We start from the raw sequence: 16,662 nt of genomic DNA, 5'->3' as shown, positions 1-16,662 counted from the left end.
CATTTTGCGGCCCGCGCAGCGGGGAGAGGCGGCTCCATTTTCAAACTTTATTTTTAATGCATCTTTGTTCTACAATCTCCACAAAAAATGTTTTTTAAAAAATCTGACCCGTTTTTCAGGCCGCCGCAACCTCTGGTTGACAAATTGTACCGCCCGCTTGCTTGCGCCGGAACAACCAGGCAGGGTATGATGGGAGCATGGGAAAGAGAGGGAATAGATATGGAATTCAGTGAACATCTCGTCTGCCTGCGGCGCGCCCGGGGCTGGTCGCAGGAGCAGCTGGCCGACTATGTGGGGGTCTCCCGGCAGGCGGTCAGCAAATGGGAGTCCGGCCGCAGCACGCCCGATCTGGACAAACTGCTGGCGCTCAGCGGCCTGTTCGGCATCTCGCTGGACGCGCTGGTGCGCGGCGAAGAGGAGGGGCCCGGCGGGGCAAGCGCCGCTCCCGACGCCTGCGACACCCAGCCGGCACAGGGCGAACGCGTGGTCTACGTGGTACAGGACGACCACTGGGAATACAGGTCGAAACGCACGCTGTTCGGCGTCCCGCTGGTCCATATCAACTGCGGGCGCGGCCTGCGGGTGGCCCGCGGCATCGTGGCAGTGGGCAATTTCTCGCTGGGGCTGGTATCCGTGGGGTGTTTTTCGGCGGGACTGTTCAGTTTTGGGGCGATCTCCCTGGGGCTGCTGCTCTCCCTTGGCGGCGTCGCGGCGGGCTGCCTTGCCTTTGGAGGGGTCGCCGTGGGCGTGGTCGCCCTGGGGGCCTGCGCCGTCGGCGTCTATGCGGCGGGCGCGGCGGCCGCGGCTTCCTCCGTCGCGGTGGGCGCAGCTGCCAGCGCGCCGGTGGCCGTGGGGGTCGAGGCGCGCGGCCTGCACGCCCTGTCGGGCGCCGATCAGCTCACGCGGGCGGAGGTCCGCGCCTTTCTGGCCCAATGGGCGCCCGGCCTCTGGAAGCCCCTGCGCGATCTGCTGACGCTGTTCCTGTTCTGATGCTCTGCCCGCGCGGGCCGACCGAAATAGACCGGGCGGCGGTCCCGGCCGCGGCCCGCAAGGCGGCTCGTCTTGGGACGGGGGCCGCGCTTCTGGGTCTTAAAAAGAGCAAAAAGAGCGAGTTTAATACAATTAGTATTAAACTCGCTCTTTTTATTTTATCTTTTATCCGCCGTTTTGAGCCACACCGGCTTCTCCGCGCCGCTTTTACCGCGTCCGCTCATAGGCCGGATAGGGCCCGGCGCTGCGATAGCCCAGGCTTTCCGCCAGGGCGAGGGAGCCGGCGTTGTGGGCGTCCCAGCTGGGGTACTTCCCGCTGTCCAGACAGGCCAGGATGAGCCGTGCCGCGCAGGCGCGGGCAAGGCCGCGTCTGCGGGAGCCGGGCGCGGTGTCCACCTCGATCTCCAGGCCGCCCTGCCAGACGGTGTAAGAGGACGCCCCCGACACCGGCCGGCCGCCGCAGAGCGCCGCAAACCCCAGGCCCCGCCGCCGGTAGTCGGCCCAGCTGGGGAACTGGCTGCAGAGATCCCGCGACCAATCCTCCGCGGCAAGACGGTGATAAAGCGCTTCGCCGATGGGCACGACGCGGCAGCCGGCCGGTATTTTTTCCGCAAGCTCCCGCAGCAGCGTCCGGTCGAACGCCTGCGGATCTTTATGGGTGGCATACCGCTCGAATCTTTGCACCCCCGCGCCCCATTCGCGCTCGATCAGCGCCGCCCAGGCCTCGCCGCGGGGGACGAGCAGCGGGGCATCCGCCGCCGCCTCCCGCAGCAGCGCCGCGTCCGGCCGGCCCGCCAAAAAGCAGAAATCCGCAATGGAGGCCGCGGCCGCCCGCGGGGCCTGCCGTTCGTCGACAAAGACGCGCCCCATCGAACCGTCCAGACAGGACCAGATCATCGTCTCCTCCCAGCCGGCAAAGCAGGGTCCGGCCCGCCCCAGTTCCTCCCGCGTCAGCTGCATCCCGGTCGCGTCTCCTCTCATTATATTTACACAGCGCCCCGCGGGCGGCTGCGCACCTTTCCGCTTTGGCGTCCGCTCAGTTGTCCAGCCTTTTCTTTTTGTAGATCAGGGCAAAAACCGCGGCGCTCAGGACGCTCCAGACCGCCAGCACCAGCATGCTGGAAACCAGGTCCAAAGCCTGCAGCTCCATGGCGGCATAGACCAGATCCAGCACGGCCGTCGTGGGCATCAGCCGGGCGATGAACCCGATCACCCCGCCCGCAGCGCCAAACATGGCGGGCAGCATCATCAGCAGCGCCAGCGGGGCGGCCGCGATGCCGGTGGACATCTGGTCCCGGCTGGCGATGCCGATCACCGCGCCCAGCAGCAGCAGGGGCAGGGCGCCCAGCAGGCTGGCGGCCAGATAGGGGGCCAGCGCCGTGACGGGGGCGCCGGCCACAAAAAAGGTCGCTGTGCTCACCACCGCGATCGACAGCTCGGTGGCCAGCGCCTTGGAGGTGAGAAATTCGCCCGCCGTGACGCCGGTGAGCATCAGGGTGCGCAGGGTATTCTTTTCTTTTTCTTCCGCGATGGCGGTCGAGAGCAAACTCAGCGGCACCAGCGCCAGGGTCATCAGGGTGGCAAGGGTCAGCACCGCCGCGGGAGTCAGATGCTCGCCCGTCTCCGCGCCGATAAAGGTATAGATCCAGGAGAAGAGCACCGGCAGCAGCAGCATGATCAGCATATTGGGGTTTTTCACCATATCCGCCGCGTCCTTGCGCAGCAGCACCCAGGTCCTTGTGCAATGTGTTTTCATGCCAGTTTCCTCCCCGTCACCTGCAAAAACAGTTCTTCCAGATCCGGCTCCTGGGAATGGACAGAGAGAATCGCGCAGCTCCCTGCGGCGCGGCGGATCCTGTCCAGGCCCTCGGCGGTCTTTTCAGCCGAGACCCTGCGGCCGTCCGCCAGCAGGGCCACGATCTCGTTTTTCGCGTATTTGAGCTTCAGCTCCTCGGGCGCGCCGCATTCCTCGATATGTCCGTGATGCAAAAAGGCCACGCGGCCGCAGAGCTTATCCGCCTCCTCCATGTCATGGGTGGTGAGGAAAATAGTGGTGCCCTGCGCGTTGAGCTGCCGCAGCAGCGCGTGGATCCCGGCCGTGGTGCCCGGGTCCAACGAAGCGGTGGGCTCATCGAGAAAGAGCAGCTGCGGCCGGTGCAACACAGCCCCTGCCAGCATCACCCGCTGGCGCATGCCGCGGGACAGCTTTTTCGCCGTCTTGCCGCGGGCGTCGGCCAGCCCCACCGCTTCGATCAGCTCCTGCACGCGGGCCTTGTCCACCCCGCGCAGCTGCGCAAGCAGCTCCAGGTTCTGCTGTACCGTAAGCCGCTCATAGACGCCGCTGTTGTCGCTGAGCACCCCAATGCGGCGGAATGCGCCTCCGGCCAGTTTTTCCACGGGTTCACCAAAGACGCCTATTTCGCCCTCGTCCGCCGTCAGCTGCCGGGTCAGCAGCTTGATCGTGGTCGTCTTGCCCGCGCCCGAGGGCCCAAGAAAGCCAAAAATTTCGCCCCGCCCCACCGAAAAGGTGAGATCCCGCAGGGCCTGCGCGCCGCCGAACGAAATGCCGACGCCGCGCATCGTGATCTGTTCCTCCATCTGAACGACTCCTTTGGCCGGGTCTGTTTGGAAAGTTTTCCTCCGCCGGCCGTTGTCATCTTACCCCGCCCCGGCCGCCGGTTTCAACAAAAACACCGCGAACGGCGCATTTTGGGGGCCGAATGGAGCAGCAACGTGCCGCTGCCCGGCGCGCCGCAGCCGGAAAACGGGCCGCGCGCCGCGCCGGGGACAGGGTCAGAACCGATAGAGGCTTTTCATCTCCTCCACCCTGCCCTTGCTGAGCGGGACGCCGCCCTCGGGCCCGCCCTTTACCCGCAGCGCATAGCTGTTGCGGGTCCAGCGGATGATCTCTTCCACCTTTTGCATATTCACCAGATAAGAGCGGTGGCAGCGAAAAAAGCCGTACCGCTCCAGCCGGGCGGACAGCTCTTCCAGCGTGAGCGGGCAGGCAAAGCAGGAGCCGCGCACCGAAACCAGGCTGCGGCCGTCCGCGCTCTCGGCATAATCGATGTCCGCCGGGTTGAACAGCAGCAGCTTTTCCCCATCGCGCGCCGGAATCTTCTCCACCTGGGCCTCGGGCGGCGCGCTCTGGTCCGCAGCGTTCTCCACCAGCTGCAGATCCTGGCCGTCCAGACGGTAGTGGGCGCCCGGCAGCAGATAAAAAGAGCGGGAGAGCTCAGTAGTGCAGATCAGGGGCGTCCCCTGCTCGCCCACCCTTTCCAGCCATTGCAGCACGACGCCGATCTCGCGTTCTTTCAGGCCCGACAGCGGTTCCTCCAGAAAAAAGGCGTCCGGCGCTTTCGCGATCTCGCGCGCCAGCGACACCCTGCGCCGCTGGCCCTCGTCCAGACGGGAGATCTTCTGTCCCAGCAGATCTTCCAGTTCCATGGCGCGCGCCGCGCCGGCGGCGCGTTCCGCGTGTCCGGACAGCCCGGCGAACAGGGCCAGGTATTCCCCCGCCCGCAGCCGCTCATACAGGGCGTCCTCCCGGAACACGACGCCCGGCTGCAGCCCTGCCGCGCGCATGGCCCGCAGCAGCGCGGCGCTCTGGGCCGGCGCGCACTCGACCGCGCACTGGCCGGGCGCGCGGGCCAATGCCGCCGCGGCCTGGGGCAGTTCCAGTTCTTCCACAGCCATACCTCCCGTCTGTGTGCCCGCGCCGCCGGGGGCTTGCAGGGCGGCGCGCTTCCCGGTTATTTTACCACGCGCCGGGCGGGCAGTCCACCCCTGCGGCGCACCGGGCGCGCGGCGGGCACCGGGCGCAGCGCTTCCCCCTCCCTGCGCTTTTCAGGCGGGGACGCCCGACGCGGCGGGCGCTCCGCCGGCGTCCCCTGCGCCTCTCCCCGCCGGCCGGGGCCCGCCCCCCTCGGCCTTTGCCGTCTGACTGCCTGCCATATCTTTGCCCTATGGAAAGCATAGCAAACAAATATTTTCCATCTGAAAAAAACCGTGCTATACTGGGACTATGAGTTTCAGGGACGGTACTCTGAGCCGGGCGCCGGGCAGGCGCGGCTTTTTTGCAGGGTGCCCGGGCGGCTGCGGGGCGGGAGATGCCTGCCGGGCGGCCCGGCGCGGCTTTGGATACCGCCCCCCCCGGCCCGCCGCAGGCGGGGAAAACAGCGCTTTCCGGCGCGGAGCGGAGGAATCGGATGAAAGAATTGCTCGATCTGTTTTTGACCTTTGCGCGGATCGGCGGCCTCACTTTCGGCGGCGGCTACGCCATGCTGCCCATGCTGCAAAAAGAGGTGGTGGAGCAGCGCGGCTGGGTCACCGAGGACGAGCTAATGGACTACTACGCCATCGGCCAGTGCACGCCCGGCATCATTGCCGTCAACACCGCCACCTTTGTGGGGCAGCGCCGCCGCGGGGCGCTTGGCGGCATCGTGGCCACGCTGGGGGTGGTCTTTCCCTCGCTGATCATCATCACGATCATCGCCGCCTTTATCAGCAATTTTGCCGAGCTTGCCCTGGTAAAAAATGCTTTTGCCGGCATCCGCGTCTGCGTCTGCGTGCTGGTGTTCAACGCCATCTTGAAGCTGCTCAAAAAATCCGTGGTGGACAAGCCCACGCTGGCGCTCTATGCGGCAGTCGCCCTGCTGGCCGTCTGCACGGACCTTTCCCCCATCTGGTTCGTGCTGGCCTCCGGCCTTGCGGGCGTGCTGATCCAGAGCCGGAAAGGGGGCGTCTCCAAGTGATCTATCTTCAGCTGTTTTATGAATTTTTCAAAGCCGGCCTCTTTGCGGTGGGCGGCGGCCTTGCCACGCTGCCGTTTCTCTATGACATCTCCGACGCCACCGGCTGGTTCACCCATGCCCAGCTGGCGGACATGGTCGCGATCTCGGAATCCACGCCGGGCCCTATCGGCATCAATATGTCCACCTATGTGGGATACACCACCGGGGGCATCCCGGGCGCGGTGATCGCCACGCTGGGGCTCATCACCCCCTCCATCATCGTCATCCTCATCGTGGCGGGCTTTCTGCGCGCGTTCAAAGACAACCGTTATGTCAAAGCCGCCTTTTACGGCCTGCGGCCCGCCTCTACCGGCCTGATCACCGCCGCCTGCTGGTCGCTGGTGGTCATCTCGCTGCTGCGCCTGGACGCCTTTTCCTCCGGCGGCCTGCTGGCCGTCTTGAACTGGAAAGCCCTCCTGCTGGCAGCCGTGCTGCTGGCGCTCACCCGCATCGGAAAGCTCAAGAACCTGCATCCCGCCGCCTTTTTGGCCCTGTCGGCCGTGGTGGGCGTGGTGTTCCGCTTCGGCGGGGCCTGACCGCCCTTTCACCGCCCCGGGCTTTCTCTGGCCGGGCTTTTGCGGCAAAACCGCGGAGCGGCGGCTTTCCGTCACGGCCGCCCGCCGCACAGACGACCTGCGGCGGCCCCGCAAGCCCTTTTCAGGGACAGGCATGCAGAGAGGGGGACAGACGGGCATTCCCCCCGCATCCGCCCCCACCCACAGACCGACGTCCCGCTCTCCGGCGCGGCGCGGTGCTTGTGCGCCGGCCGGCTGATGGAAAATCCGGCCTGCCCTGTTAGAGACGAACTCTTTTTACAGGCCGCTGCGGCCCCCGGGGCTGAAAGATCCCGTTCAAGTCATGATCTCCCGGCTAAACCGGAGGCTTGATCAAGCCCTGAAAGGGCATTTCACCGGCGGACATCTAGAGATGTACTGAAATTATCTCTCTCTTGCATCAACTGCTCCGCCGCCCGTAAGCGGACACAAGCGCATCTCCCTAAGCCGTTGCTGCTCGGCGGGCTGCTATATTAGTAACTCGCTTCGCTCGATACTGGAAGCGAAAGCTTTTTTGCGCGGCACCTCCACCGGCATAGTCCGTGGTTTCCCTAACCAAAGAAAAAGGCGGAAGAGAAATTTCTCTTCCGCCTTTTTGCGCTGTCGTCCCTGCAGGTCCCCGCCGGCGCCGCCCGCGGAGACCGTGGGTGCTTTGGCCCTTTCTTCCCGCTGGAACGCGCGCGGAAAGCTTTGTGCAAAAGCCTACCCCTCCGCGTCCGGCCCCCGGGCGCTCTCTTTTCCAAAAAGGCGCCGGGCCGTCTCAAACAGGTTTTCATGCGCGACCGCCTTGACGTCAAAATGCAGCAGCCGGAACGTCGTCTCCAGCAAAAAGCCGATGCCGAACACCGCGATCACGGTGCCAAGGCCCACCTTTGCCCCCATGAGCCAGCCCACCAGCAGGGCCGCGGCTTCCACCCCGCCGCGCACCAGGCCGATGGGCAGCCGGGACAGTTTTTTGCCCACGCCGACCATCAGAGAGTCGCGCGGGCCGCAGCCCATCGCCGCGCCGATATAGAAATAGCTGCCCAGGCAGAGCACCACCTGCCCCGCCAGCAGCAGCGCTACGCCCGCAAAAAAATTGTTCAGCCGGGGCACCAGCCCCAGTGCGTCGAACAGGTCCACAAACTTGCCCACCAGCAGCGTGTTGAGCACCGTGGCAACGCCGATCTTTTCCCCCAGCAGGCAGTCCACCACCAGGATGCCCAGCCCGGTGAGCACCGTCATATTCCCGTAAGACTGGCCCGTCAGATTTGCAAACCCCATGGAAAAGGCGTCCCACGGGGCAAGCCCGATGTTGGCCTGGATGCTCAGATAACAGCCAAAGCCGAACAGTGCCAGGCCGAACAGCAGCCGCACCATCCGCACCGCATAATTTTTTCCCATCCACCACAACTCCTTATCACCCGCCCCTTTGGCGGAAAGATCGTTTTCTATTGTAGCACAGTTTTCAACGAAAATCGCGGTTTTGCGGCAAAATCTTCTCCGCTTTGCCGCGCGCGCCGCCGCAGGGGTATCCCGCTCCGGGCGCGCGCGGCGCGGGGCGCTGGCGGGGAGCGCCGGCAGGAGTCTTTTCCGCCGCCCGGAAACAGAAAAAGCGGCGGCCGCCGCCCGGCCGCCGCCGCTTTTTCACACCCGGCAGCAGCGCCGGCTGTTCAGCCCACCGTCAGTTGATTCGGGTCCTGCACCCGCACCGCAGTGTAATACAGCAGGCTCCCCTTTTTGTAACTGACCTCGATCTTATAATAGTAAACGCCCGGCGTTTTGGGGGTGAACACGTCCCCGTAGATCTCGATATAATCGGCGTCGTACATCGCGTCGGCGCGGGAGACGCGGATCGACAGATAATTGGGGTCGCTCATCACCACCACCAGCTTGGAGTCGGGAATCACGTCCAGCGGGGCAAAGGGCACGTCGCCGCTTTCGGCCGAAAGCCCGGGCCCGCGCACCTTGCGGGTGATATAGTTCCACTCAAAATTTGCCCGCACCACGTTGAGTTTGGTGTACCCCACCGACGCCTCTATCAGCGGCAGGTTATTCTCCGGGTCGGTGGAGTCGATGGTCTCCTTGATGAGCAGGCTCGCCAGCGCCGCGACCCCCACCAGCACCAGCGCGCCCACGATTTTCAGCAGAGCCCTTCTTTTGCTTTTCATTGGGCCCTCTCCTCTTCTGTTTTCTCCTGCGGGGGCTGCAGGGGTTCCCCGGCGGCGTCCACGCCCCGGGCCGCCAGCCTGGCGGCGATAAAATCACTGGACAGGCTGTAGAGCACCGCAAAAGCCGGCACCCCCAGCAGCATGCCCGCAAACCCGAACAGCCCGCCGCCCACGATGATGGCCACCAGCACCCAGATGGCCGACAGCCCGGTGGAGTCCCCCAGGATCTTGGGCCCCAGGATATTGCCGTCGAACTGCTGCAGCAGGATGATGAGGATGCAGAACCAGAGCGCGCTCCAGGGGTCCACAATCAGCAGGATCATGACGCTGGGGATCGCGCCGATGAAAGGGCCAAAGAACGGGATCACATTGGTGGCCCCCACCACCGCGCTGATGAGCAGGGCCAGCGGCATGCGCAGCAGGCTCATGCACACAAAACACAGCACCCCGATGATGGCGCTGTCGATCAGCTTGCCGTTGATAAAGCCCGCAAACACCCCGTTTGCATGGCCGCAGACGCTGAGAAAGCGCTTGGCTTTGGGGGTGGGCATCAGCGCGTAGACCACTTTTTTGAGCTGGAAAATCAATTTGTCCTTGCCCGCCAGCATATAGATGGAGCTGATCAGGGCGGTGAGCCCGGTGACCACGCCGCTGCCCAGCGCCACCGAGAAATTGAGCAGCTGCGGCGCCGCCGCAGTGACAATGGCCGTGAGCTTCTGCACGATCTCTTTATAGGTCATCCCCAGTTGGGAGACGATCTCCTCGTCCACATGGAACTTGTCGATCACAAAATCAAGCAGTTCGTTGAGGTTGCGCAGATAGATGGGCACATTGGCAGCCAGCGCCATGACGCTTTGCACCAGCTGCGGCAGCACCAGCCCCAACAGCACCGCCAGCACCACGCCGGCCAGCAGGTAGGAGGCGAGGATGGCAAGGCCCCGCCGGGCCCGGAAACGGCGAAAGACCCGGCGCTCAAAAAAGCGCATGGGCAGATTGAGCAGATAGGCCAGCGCGAAACCCGCGATGAAAGGGGTGAAGATCTTGACGACCTCAGCCACCTTGCCGCGCACCAGATCAAAATTCGACAGGCAGAGATAGAACGCGATCCCCACCAGCACCACAAACAGATTTGCCAGCGTGCGGTGGCTCCACAGCCATTTGTTTTTTTCTTTCAACTGCGCGTCCCCTTTCTCCCCGTCCCTCTTGCAGCGCCCTTAAAGCCGGGCCGGACAGGCTTAAAGACATTATATACCATGGCCGCTCAAAAATCCACCGAAAAAGGACACCCGTCCGGCGCGCCCCGATGGCCCGCCCCGCCGGAACCGCCGGAGCGGGGGAGCTGCGGGCAGGCGGCAAGGGCGGCGGCGTTCCCCTCCGGCTGCCGCGAAAAAAGGGGGCAGAGCCGCTGCAGCGGAGAGAGGACGATCTTTTCAAAATAAATTTTCCCGTTTGCGGAGCACCCCCAGCGCCGCAGGCGTCCCTGCCCGGGGCCGGACAACGCGGGACAAAAGTCTCCCCCCCCCCGCCGCGGGCCGGCCACCTTTGCCCGGCGGGGCACAGCGGGGAGCCAAGTTACATCCGCAGGACGGGCGCCTTATTCGGCGGGACACAGCGAGAGGCGCCAAGCCGCATCCGCAGACCACCAGGCGTCGTTCAGGGGTGCGGTGCACTTTCTTCGCGCCTCGGAGCCCACAAATACCCCCTACGCCCGCTGCGCGCCGATATCTTCCTCCCCGCACCGAGGGCCGGGCGGTTTTGTCTGGCAGGGCACAAAGGGAACGCTAACCTGTATTCGCAGGCCGGCCGCCTTTTTGCCCGAGAGGCACAACAGGAGCGCCAAGCCGCGTCCGCAGACCACCAGCCGCCGCTCAGGGGTACGGCGTACTTTCTTCGCGCCTCGGCGCCCACAAATACCCCCTAAGCCCGCTGCGCGCCGATATCTCTTCCTCCCCGCACCGAGGGCCGGGCGGTTTTGTCTGGCAGGGCACAAAGGGAACGCTAACCTGTATTCGCAGGCCGGCCATCTTTGCCCGGCGGGGGCGCAGCGGGGAGCCAAGTTACATCCGCAGGGCGGGCGGCCTTATTCGGCGGGACACGACAGGGAGCGGGAAGCGCGAAGCCGCAACCTCGGACCCGCCGCCGCGCCTGCAGCGCAGTCTTTTCCCGCGCTCTTCTCCTGTTTTGCCCGCCTGTCCGTCTGCGCCGCGCCGGTGAGCCGGCGCTGATCTTTCTGTGCCCCGGCGCGTTTTTTCTCTCATTTTTGCTTTCCTTTTCGCATACACTGAAGGATAAACCGGCGCTGCGCGCCGGACTTTTCCCCGCTGAAAGGATGATCCCGCCATGCAAACGACCCGCCGCCCGCTGCCCCCGCGCTTCAGCTGCCGCCGCCTGCTGTCCTCCGACCGCGGCGACCTCGCCGAGCTGCAGCGCTCCTGCTTTGCCCCCACCGCCCAGCCCACCGGGGCCGAACTGGAGGACGATCTGCACCTGGGCGAGATCTGGGGCGTTTTCGAGGGGCGGGCGCTGGCCGGCGCCGTCACCCTGCTGCCGCTGGACGCGGCCTGCCGCCCCTGCCTTGCGGCCGCGGAGCTCGTCCCTCTGGCGGGGCTCCCTGAACCGGGCCGGGCCTCCCTGGTCTGCGACCTGGCCCTGGCCCCCGGCGCAGAGGACCCCGCCGCCCTCACCGCCGCGCTGCTGGCCGCCGCCGCGGACCGGGCGCTCGGTGCCGGGCGGGACGGCGGGCTGCTGGCCGCGGTCCCGGTCAAAAACGCGCCGCCGCTGGGGCCTTTTTTCGACGCGGGCTACCTGCTGACGGCGCTGCGGCCGATGCTGCGCCTGTGCGCCTGTTTTATTTTTGCGCTTGCGCCCCAGGGGGAAACTATTTATAATAGGGGGGACCCGGCAGCCCTGCGCTGTCCCTTTTCTGAGACGAGGCTGCTCGGCCGCCGCCTGGAAGAGGGATGGCGCGGGACCGCCCTCTCGGCGGACGGAGAAGAGCTTCTCCTCACCCGCTGAGAGGCGCCGAAACGGCGGGGCGGCTGCGGCCGTCCCCACCCAAAGGAGGAATCTCTCATGAAACTGGTCCTTCTCGACTCTTACGCCATGCAGGAGGGCGATCTCGACTGGTCGCCGCTACGCGCGCTGGTGGACAGCTTTGCGGCCTGGCCCCGCACCCCCTATGAGGAGGCCGCCGCGCGCATCGGCGACGCCGACTTTGTCGTGGTCAACAAGACCTGGATCGACGACGCGGTGCTGGACGCCTGTCCCAATGTGAAATGGATCGGCCTGACCGCCACCGGCACCGACAGCCTGGACCTGGACGCCTGCCGCCGCCATAATGTACCGGTGGCCAATGTGCCCGGGTATTCCACCCACTCGGTGGCACAGCACGTCTTTTCCCTGCTGCTCTCCATCTGCCAGTGTCCCGACCGCTATTACCGCGCGGTGAAAGGCGGCTGCTGGCAGACCGATATCCGCCCGGAGTACGGCGTCACCCCCCAGCGGGAGCTGTTCGGCAAGACGCTGGGCATCGTCGGCTACGGGGAGATCGGCCGGGCGGTGGCGCGCATCGCGCAGGGCTTCGGCATGAAGGTACTCGCCCACACCCGCACCGTGCGGGACGCCTACCTGGGCGACGGGGTGGATTTTTTATCCCTGAACGAGCTGCTGGCGGCCAGCGACGTCGTCACCCTGCACTGTCCCGCTTCTCCCCAGACCCGGGGGATGATCTGCGACGACACGCTGGCGGAGATGAAGCCCGGCGCCATCCTCATCAACACGGCCCGCGGCGCACTGGTGGACGACGCGGCTGTGGCCCGCGCCCTGCACAGCGGCCGGCTCGGCTTTTTTGGGGCCGACGTGGTGGGGGCGGAGCCCATCCGGCCGGACAACCCGCTGCTGGGCTGCGACAACGCCCTGATCACCCCGCACATCGCCTGGGCCACGCGGGAATCTCTGGACCGGCTGGCCGCCATCGTGACCGACAACTTCCGCAGCTATCTTGCCGGGCAGCCGCAAAATCTGGTCACCTGACTTCCGCGCGCCGCACCGCGGCCCGCACCGTAAAAAAGCAGGGCGCGGCCGCCGTGCCCCAGCGCTCTGCACCGCCCGAAGCGGCCGCCTTACCGGCGCGGCCCGCGGACACAGGCCCAGCCTCGCCTCCGGGCGGACCGCCTGCCCTGTTCCCTGTCGTTAAAAATCAGCGGAGACGCGCCCCGGCGCGTCCAGCCGCTGATTTTTTCTTTTTTCCGCGCCGTCCTTGTCCCGTCTTTTCCCAGGCAAACAGCATCCCCCGGCGCGCCCCGCCGCCCTCTGCGCGCCGGAGGGCGGCGAAAGAGCCGCGGCGGTCCGCTGAAAGGTCTGCAAGCCGGCGGAGCGTCTCTGCGCGCTTTGGCTCCCCCCGCGCCGGGGCTGCGGAAAGAGCGTTTCGTGCCCGGGATCTCCTTGTTTGTGGAAACGATTTTTTCACCTCTCAGGACAGCCCGGTCATGGGAGCCGCATTTTTATTTGTTTTTCCCAGTTTCACGATAGGTATATGGCATTTATTTGGCAACTCGTTCCCTTGAAAACCGATTCCATAGAGACTATAATAGAGATCGCTTTCAGGCAATAAGTCAATTTTTATTTATTATCAATAGTTGGCAACCGCTGTTTTCCGGTCCGGGCGGCTGCCGGGAGGTGCCCGCATGGAAAAACTGATCGAAAGCATCATCGCCGCCGACAAAAAGGCCCGCGTGATCGTTGAAAAGGCCGCGTCCAAGCGCGAGGCTATCCTGCGCGAGACCCGGGAGCAAAAGGCCCAGGCCGCTGAAAGCTACCGCAGCAGCTTTGCCCGGGCCGGCGAGCGGCTGGACGAGAGCGAGCAGGCGGAGATCGCCCGCATCGACGCCGCGGAGGAAACGGACTTCACCGCCCGCCGCAAGGCCCTCTCCGACGAATTCGAGGCCCGCCGCGCCGCCTGGGCGGACGAGATGCTGCGCAATATCATCACTGTTTGAACCCCAGAGACGACCCGCGCCGGGTTCGTCTCTTTTGCCCTCCGGCGGCCGGGCCGCCAGATCCATTCTGTAAGGAGGTGGTCTCATGCTGCAGAAAAAGTCCTCGCTGGCGCTGATCCCCAAGGCGCGCGGCCTCTTCGCGCACCAGCTGACCGAGCGGGAGTATGACGAGCTGATGCACAAGCGCAGCGTCGCGGAGATCGGCGCTTATCTCAAAAACCATCCCTGTTTCCGCGACAGCCTTTCCGGCATCCAGGACACCCACATCCACCGCCGGCGTCTGGAGGAGCTGCTCTCCCGCGACATCTATTATAAATATGAAGCGCTGCGCCGCTATGACTTTTCTTCCGGCAGCTTCGCCCATTTTTTCATCGTGGACTGCGAGGTGCAGGAGCTGCTTTACGCCCTTCATCTGCTGGCCACCGGCAGCCCGGGGGACTATATCGCCCGTCTGCCCAGCTTTCTGGCCGGCCAGACCTGTTTTGACCTGCTGGCCCTGGCCCGCGCCCGCAGCTTTGCCGACATCCTGCAGGCGGTGGCGCACACGCCTTACCACAGGCTGCTGCTGCCGCTGCTGTCCTCCCCCGCCCGGTTCGATTACGCCGCCTGCGAGCGGGCGCTGCGCGGCTATTATTACGAGACCGCCCTGGCGCTGGTCGACCGGACTTTCAGCAGGCGGGAGGCCGCCGGCGTGCGCGAACTGTTCACCCGCGAGGCCGAGATCTACAATCTGGACATCATCTACCGCATCAAGGCTTTTTTCCCGGACAGCTATTCCGCCGCCGAGATTGAGGCGCTGCTGCTGCCGGTGAACTGCGAGATCCCGCCCCGCCGCCTGCAGGAGATGGCCCGCGCCCGCGGCCTGAAAGAGCTGGCGGCCGTTTATAAGGGCTACGGCTATGACCGCGCCTACGGTGATTTTGAGCGCGAGAATTCCTCTGCCTGCGCCTGGAGGCATCTCTACCAGGTCTCGGCGCGCATCCTGCGCTTTTCCTCTTCGCCGGGCACGGTGCTGGCCGCCGTGCTGCTGCTGGCCAGGATCGAGCGCGGCAATCTCATCACCATCATCGAGGGCGTCCGCTACGGTATGGACCCGGCGGACATCCGCGTCCTCTTAAAATATTAACGGCGCCGGACGTCTGTTCCGCCCCTGAGGAGGTAATGTTTTTTGGCTATTGAAAAGATGAAGTACATCAATATCTACGGCCCGCAGAGCGAGCTGATGCGGGTGCTGGGGGTGCTCACGGACCTGGCCTGCTTCCACCCCGACACCGCCGGCAAAGAGGAATTTCGCCCCAACGTGTCGGATAACCCCTACGCCGCCCTGCTGGGGGAGGCGCAGGGCCTGCTGGCCGACCTGCACGCCGAGGGGGGAGAGACGCCCGCCCTGGAGAGCTTTGAGCTGGCCGACGTGCGCAGCATGATCGGCGGCTACCGGCAGAAACTGGCCCAGAGCGCGGAAAAGCACAGCGAGCTGCTGGAGGAAAAGACCCTCTACGCCCACACCCGCCATCAGCTGCGCCACCTGGAAAAAATGGACGTCAACCTGGACGACGTTTTTTCGCTGCAGTACGTCAAGGTGCGCTTTGGCCGCCTGCCCAAAGAGGGGTACCGCAAACTGCCCTATTACGCCGACCGCGAGTTCAGCTTTAACTCGTTCGACTTTGACGGCGAGTACTATTGGGGCTTTTATTTCACCCCCGAGCAGATCTCGGACGAGGTGGACGCCATCTTTGCCAGCCTGCATTTTGAGCGGCTGCGGGTGCCGGATTTTGTCCACGGCACGCCGGGCGAGGCGCTGATCCAGATCGCCGAGCACGAAGCGCAGCTGAATGCAAAGATCGAAGAGCTGACCACCCCCACCCGGGACAAGACCCGCGCGGACCTGGACACCATCCGCCGCATGTGCGTCTGGCTGGACCGGCAGTCTCAGCTCTACGACATGGAAAAATACGCCCAGGTGATGGGCGGCACCTTTTATCTGTCCGGCTTTGTGCCCAAGGCCGAGAGCCGGCGGGTGACCGGGCGGCTGACGGCGGAGTGCGACTGCAAGGTCTCAGACCCCATCGCCAGCGCCGACGCGCCGGTGCCGCCGCCGATCCGGCTCAAAAACAACTGGTTCGCGCGGCCGTTCGAGATGTATGTTTCCATGTACGGCCTGCCCAGCTACAAGGACGTGGACCCCACCGGTTTTGTGGCCGTCACCTACTCCATCCTGTTCGGCATCATGTTCGGCGACGTGGGGCAGGGGCTGTGCGTGTGCGCCGCAGGCCTTTTGATGGCCAGGTTCATGAAGCTGCCCCTGGGCTCCATCCTCGCGCGCTGCGGTGTCTTTTCGATGTTCTTCGGCCTGTGCTACGGCAGCGTCTTCGGCTATGAGCATCTGCTCGACCCGCTGTACCGGGCCGTCGGCCTTTCCGGCAAGCCGCTGGAGGTGCTGGCGCCGGAAAACACCAATTTCATCCTCATCGGCTCCATCGCCATCGGCGTGGTGGTCATCCTGGCCTCCATCCTGTTCGGCCTGGTCTCCAAGGCCAAGCGCGGGGCCAGGGGCGCGCTGATCTTCTCCTCCAACGGCATCGCGGGCCTGGTCTTTTACGGGGCCGTCATCGCGGGCGCGGCCTCGCTGCTGCTGCTTGACCGCAATCTTTTCACCCCGGTCTTTATCGCGGCCGGGCTGGTGATCCCGTTTTTGCTGATGTATTTTCAAGAGCCGCTGGCCCAGTGGGTGGACCACCACAAGGTCAAGCTGGAGAGCGGCAAGGCCGAATATGTTGCGAGCGCCTTTTTTGAGATGTTCGACACCCTGCTGACCTACGCCAGCAACACCATGAGCTTTCTGCGTGTGGGCGGTTTTGTGCTGGCCCATGCGGGCATGATGAGCGTGGTCATGACGCTGGCGGAGATGGTGGGCGCAGGCGCGGCCCCGGTCGTGGTGGTCATCGGCAACATTTTTGTCATGGGCATGGAGGGCCTGATCGTGGGCATCCAGGCGCTGCGCCTTGAGTTTTACGAGGTGTTCAGCCGCTTTTTTGACGCCGACGGCGTCCCTTTCACCCCCCTCACCGTGCGCGCTGCAGACGCGCGCGGCTGAGCTTTCCATCGTCCCTCTGCGCGGCGACGCGCCTGACCGCATCGAGACATCCGATTTGATTTTTAAGATTTGGGAGGATTCCAT

The 16,662-nt window shown here is 64.9% G+C and carries 15 protein-coding genes; 8 read left to right on the top strand and 7 right to left on the bottom strand.

From position 1 onward, the window contains the following. Positions 1-219 precede the first annotated feature (219 nt). Positions 220-990: a helix-turn-helix domain-containing protein gene (locus H8S23_RS05735; RefSeq protein WP_186887375.1), complete on the top strand. Its 771-nt coding sequence runs from the start codon at positions 220-222 to the stop codon at positions 988-990. A gap of 207 nt (positions 991-1,197) precedes the next feature. Here the strand turns inward: H8S23_RS05735 and H8S23_RS05730 are convergent, their stop codons facing one another. From H8S23_RS05730 to H8S23_RS05715, 4 genes are all read right to left on the bottom strand, one after another. Then, positions 1,198-1,950 carry a GNAT family N-acetyltransferase gene (locus H8S23_RS05730; RefSeq protein WP_186887374.1) on the bottom strand — a complete coding sequence of 251 codons (753 nt, stop codon included), beginning with the start codon at positions 1,948-1,950 and terminating at the stop codon, positions 1,198-1,200. Positions 1,951-2,026: 76 nt separating this feature from the next. Beyond that, positions 2,027-2,746 (bottom strand): ABC transporter permease, encoded by a 720-nt coding sequence (locus H8S23_RS05725; protein WP_186887373.1) that lies wholly within the window; start codon positions 2,744-2,746, stop codon positions 2,027-2,029. Continuing rightward, entirely contained in the window at positions 2,743-3,588 is an 846-nt protein-coding gene (locus H8S23_RS05720) for an ABC transporter ATP-binding protein (protein WP_186887372.1), read from the bottom strand. The genes H8S23_RS05725 and H8S23_RS05720 overlap by 4 nt, the downstream gene beginning before the upstream one ends. Positions 3,589-3,783: 195 nt before the next feature. Then, a complete protein-coding gene (locus H8S23_RS05715; protein WP_186887371.1) occupies positions 3,784-4,680 on the bottom strand; it encodes a LytTR family transcriptional regulator DNA-binding domain-containing protein in 897 nt (298 codons plus the stop codon). Between the two features lie 518 nt (positions 4,681-5,198). On the opposite strand from H8S23_RS05715, the gene H8S23_RS05710 reads away from it, so the two are divergent. Both H8S23_RS05710 and H8S23_RS05705 read left to right on the top strand, forming a co-directional pair. Then, complete coding sequence (locus H8S23_RS05710) at positions 5,199-5,744, top strand: chromate transporter (RefSeq protein WP_186887370.1); 546 nt, start codon at positions 5,199-5,201, stop codon at positions 5,742-5,744. Further along, on the top strand, positions 5,741-6,319 hold the full coding sequence (locus H8S23_RS05705) for a chromate transporter (protein ID WP_186887369.1): 579 nt from the start codon (positions 5,741-5,743) through the stop codon (positions 6,317-6,319). The genes H8S23_RS05710 and H8S23_RS05705 overlap by 4 nt, the downstream gene beginning before the upstream one ends. A 720-nt stretch (positions 6,320-7,039) precedes the next feature. Here H8S23_RS05705 and H8S23_RS05700 read toward each other — a convergent pair. From H8S23_RS05700 to H8S23_RS05690, 3 genes are all read right to left on the bottom strand, one after another. Beyond that, the gene (locus tag H8S23_RS05700) at positions 7,040-7,720 is read right to left on the bottom strand and encodes a YczE/YyaS/YitT family protein (protein WP_186887368.1); all 681 of its coding nucleotides are present in this window, start codon (positions 7,718-7,720) and stop codon (positions 7,040-7,042) included. Positions 7,721-7,989: 269 nt separating this feature from the next. Next, positions 7,990-8,487: a hypothetical protein gene (locus H8S23_RS05695; RefSeq protein ID WP_186887367.1), complete on the bottom strand. Its 498-nt coding sequence runs from the start codon at positions 8,485-8,487 to the stop codon at positions 7,990-7,992. Beyond that, positions 8,484-9,662: an AI-2E family transporter gene (locus H8S23_RS05690; RefSeq protein ID WP_186887366.1), complete on the bottom strand. Its 1,179-nt coding sequence runs from the start codon at positions 9,660-9,662 to the stop codon at positions 8,484-8,486. The genes H8S23_RS05695 and H8S23_RS05690 overlap by 4 nt, the downstream gene beginning before the upstream one ends. Positions 9,663-10,827: 1,165 nt before the next feature. Between H8S23_RS05690 and H8S23_RS05685 the strand changes: the two genes are divergently transcribed. The 5 genes from H8S23_RS05685 to H8S23_RS05665 all read left to right on the top strand — a co-directional run bounded on the left by H8S23_RS05685 (position 10,828) and on the right by H8S23_RS05665 (position 16,578). Beyond that, complete coding sequence (locus tag H8S23_RS05685; protein WP_186887365.1) at positions 10,828-11,502, top strand: hypothetical protein; 675 nt, start codon at positions 10,828-10,830, stop codon at positions 11,500-11,502. Positions 11,503-11,559: 57 nt separating this feature from the next. Next, positions 11,560-12,519, top strand: a complete 960-nt coding sequence (locus tag H8S23_RS05680) for a D-2-hydroxyacid dehydrogenase (protein WP_186887364.1) — start codon at positions 11,560-11,562, stop codon at positions 12,517-12,519. A 653-nt stretch (positions 12,520-13,172) separates the two neighbouring features. Further along, positions 13,173-13,484: a hypothetical protein gene (locus tag H8S23_RS05675; RefSeq protein ID WP_186887363.1), complete on the top strand. Its 312-nt coding sequence runs from the start codon at positions 13,173-13,175 to the stop codon at positions 13,482-13,484. Between the two features lie 85 nt (positions 13,485-13,569). Then, positions 13,570-14,610: a V-type ATPase subunit gene (locus tag H8S23_RS05670; RefSeq protein WP_186887362.1), complete on the top strand. Its 1,041-nt coding sequence runs from the start codon at positions 13,570-13,572 to the stop codon at positions 14,608-14,610. Between the two features lie 42 nt (positions 14,611-14,652). Continuing rightward, the gene (locus H8S23_RS05665; protein WP_186887361.1) at positions 14,653-16,578 is read left to right on the top strand and encodes a V-type ATP synthase subunit I; all 1,926 of its coding nucleotides are present in this window, start codon (positions 14,653-14,655) and stop codon (positions 16,576-16,578) included. The last annotated feature ends 84 nt before the right edge of the window (positions 16,579-16,662 follow it).

The organism is Anaerofilum hominis, assembly GCF_014287275.1.
Taxonomy (GTDB): domain Bacteria; phylum Bacillota; class Clostridia; order Oscillospirales; family Ruminococcaceae; genus Pygmaiobacter; species Pygmaiobacter hominis.
This window is presented reverse-complemented; position numbering and strand designations above follow the sequence as displayed.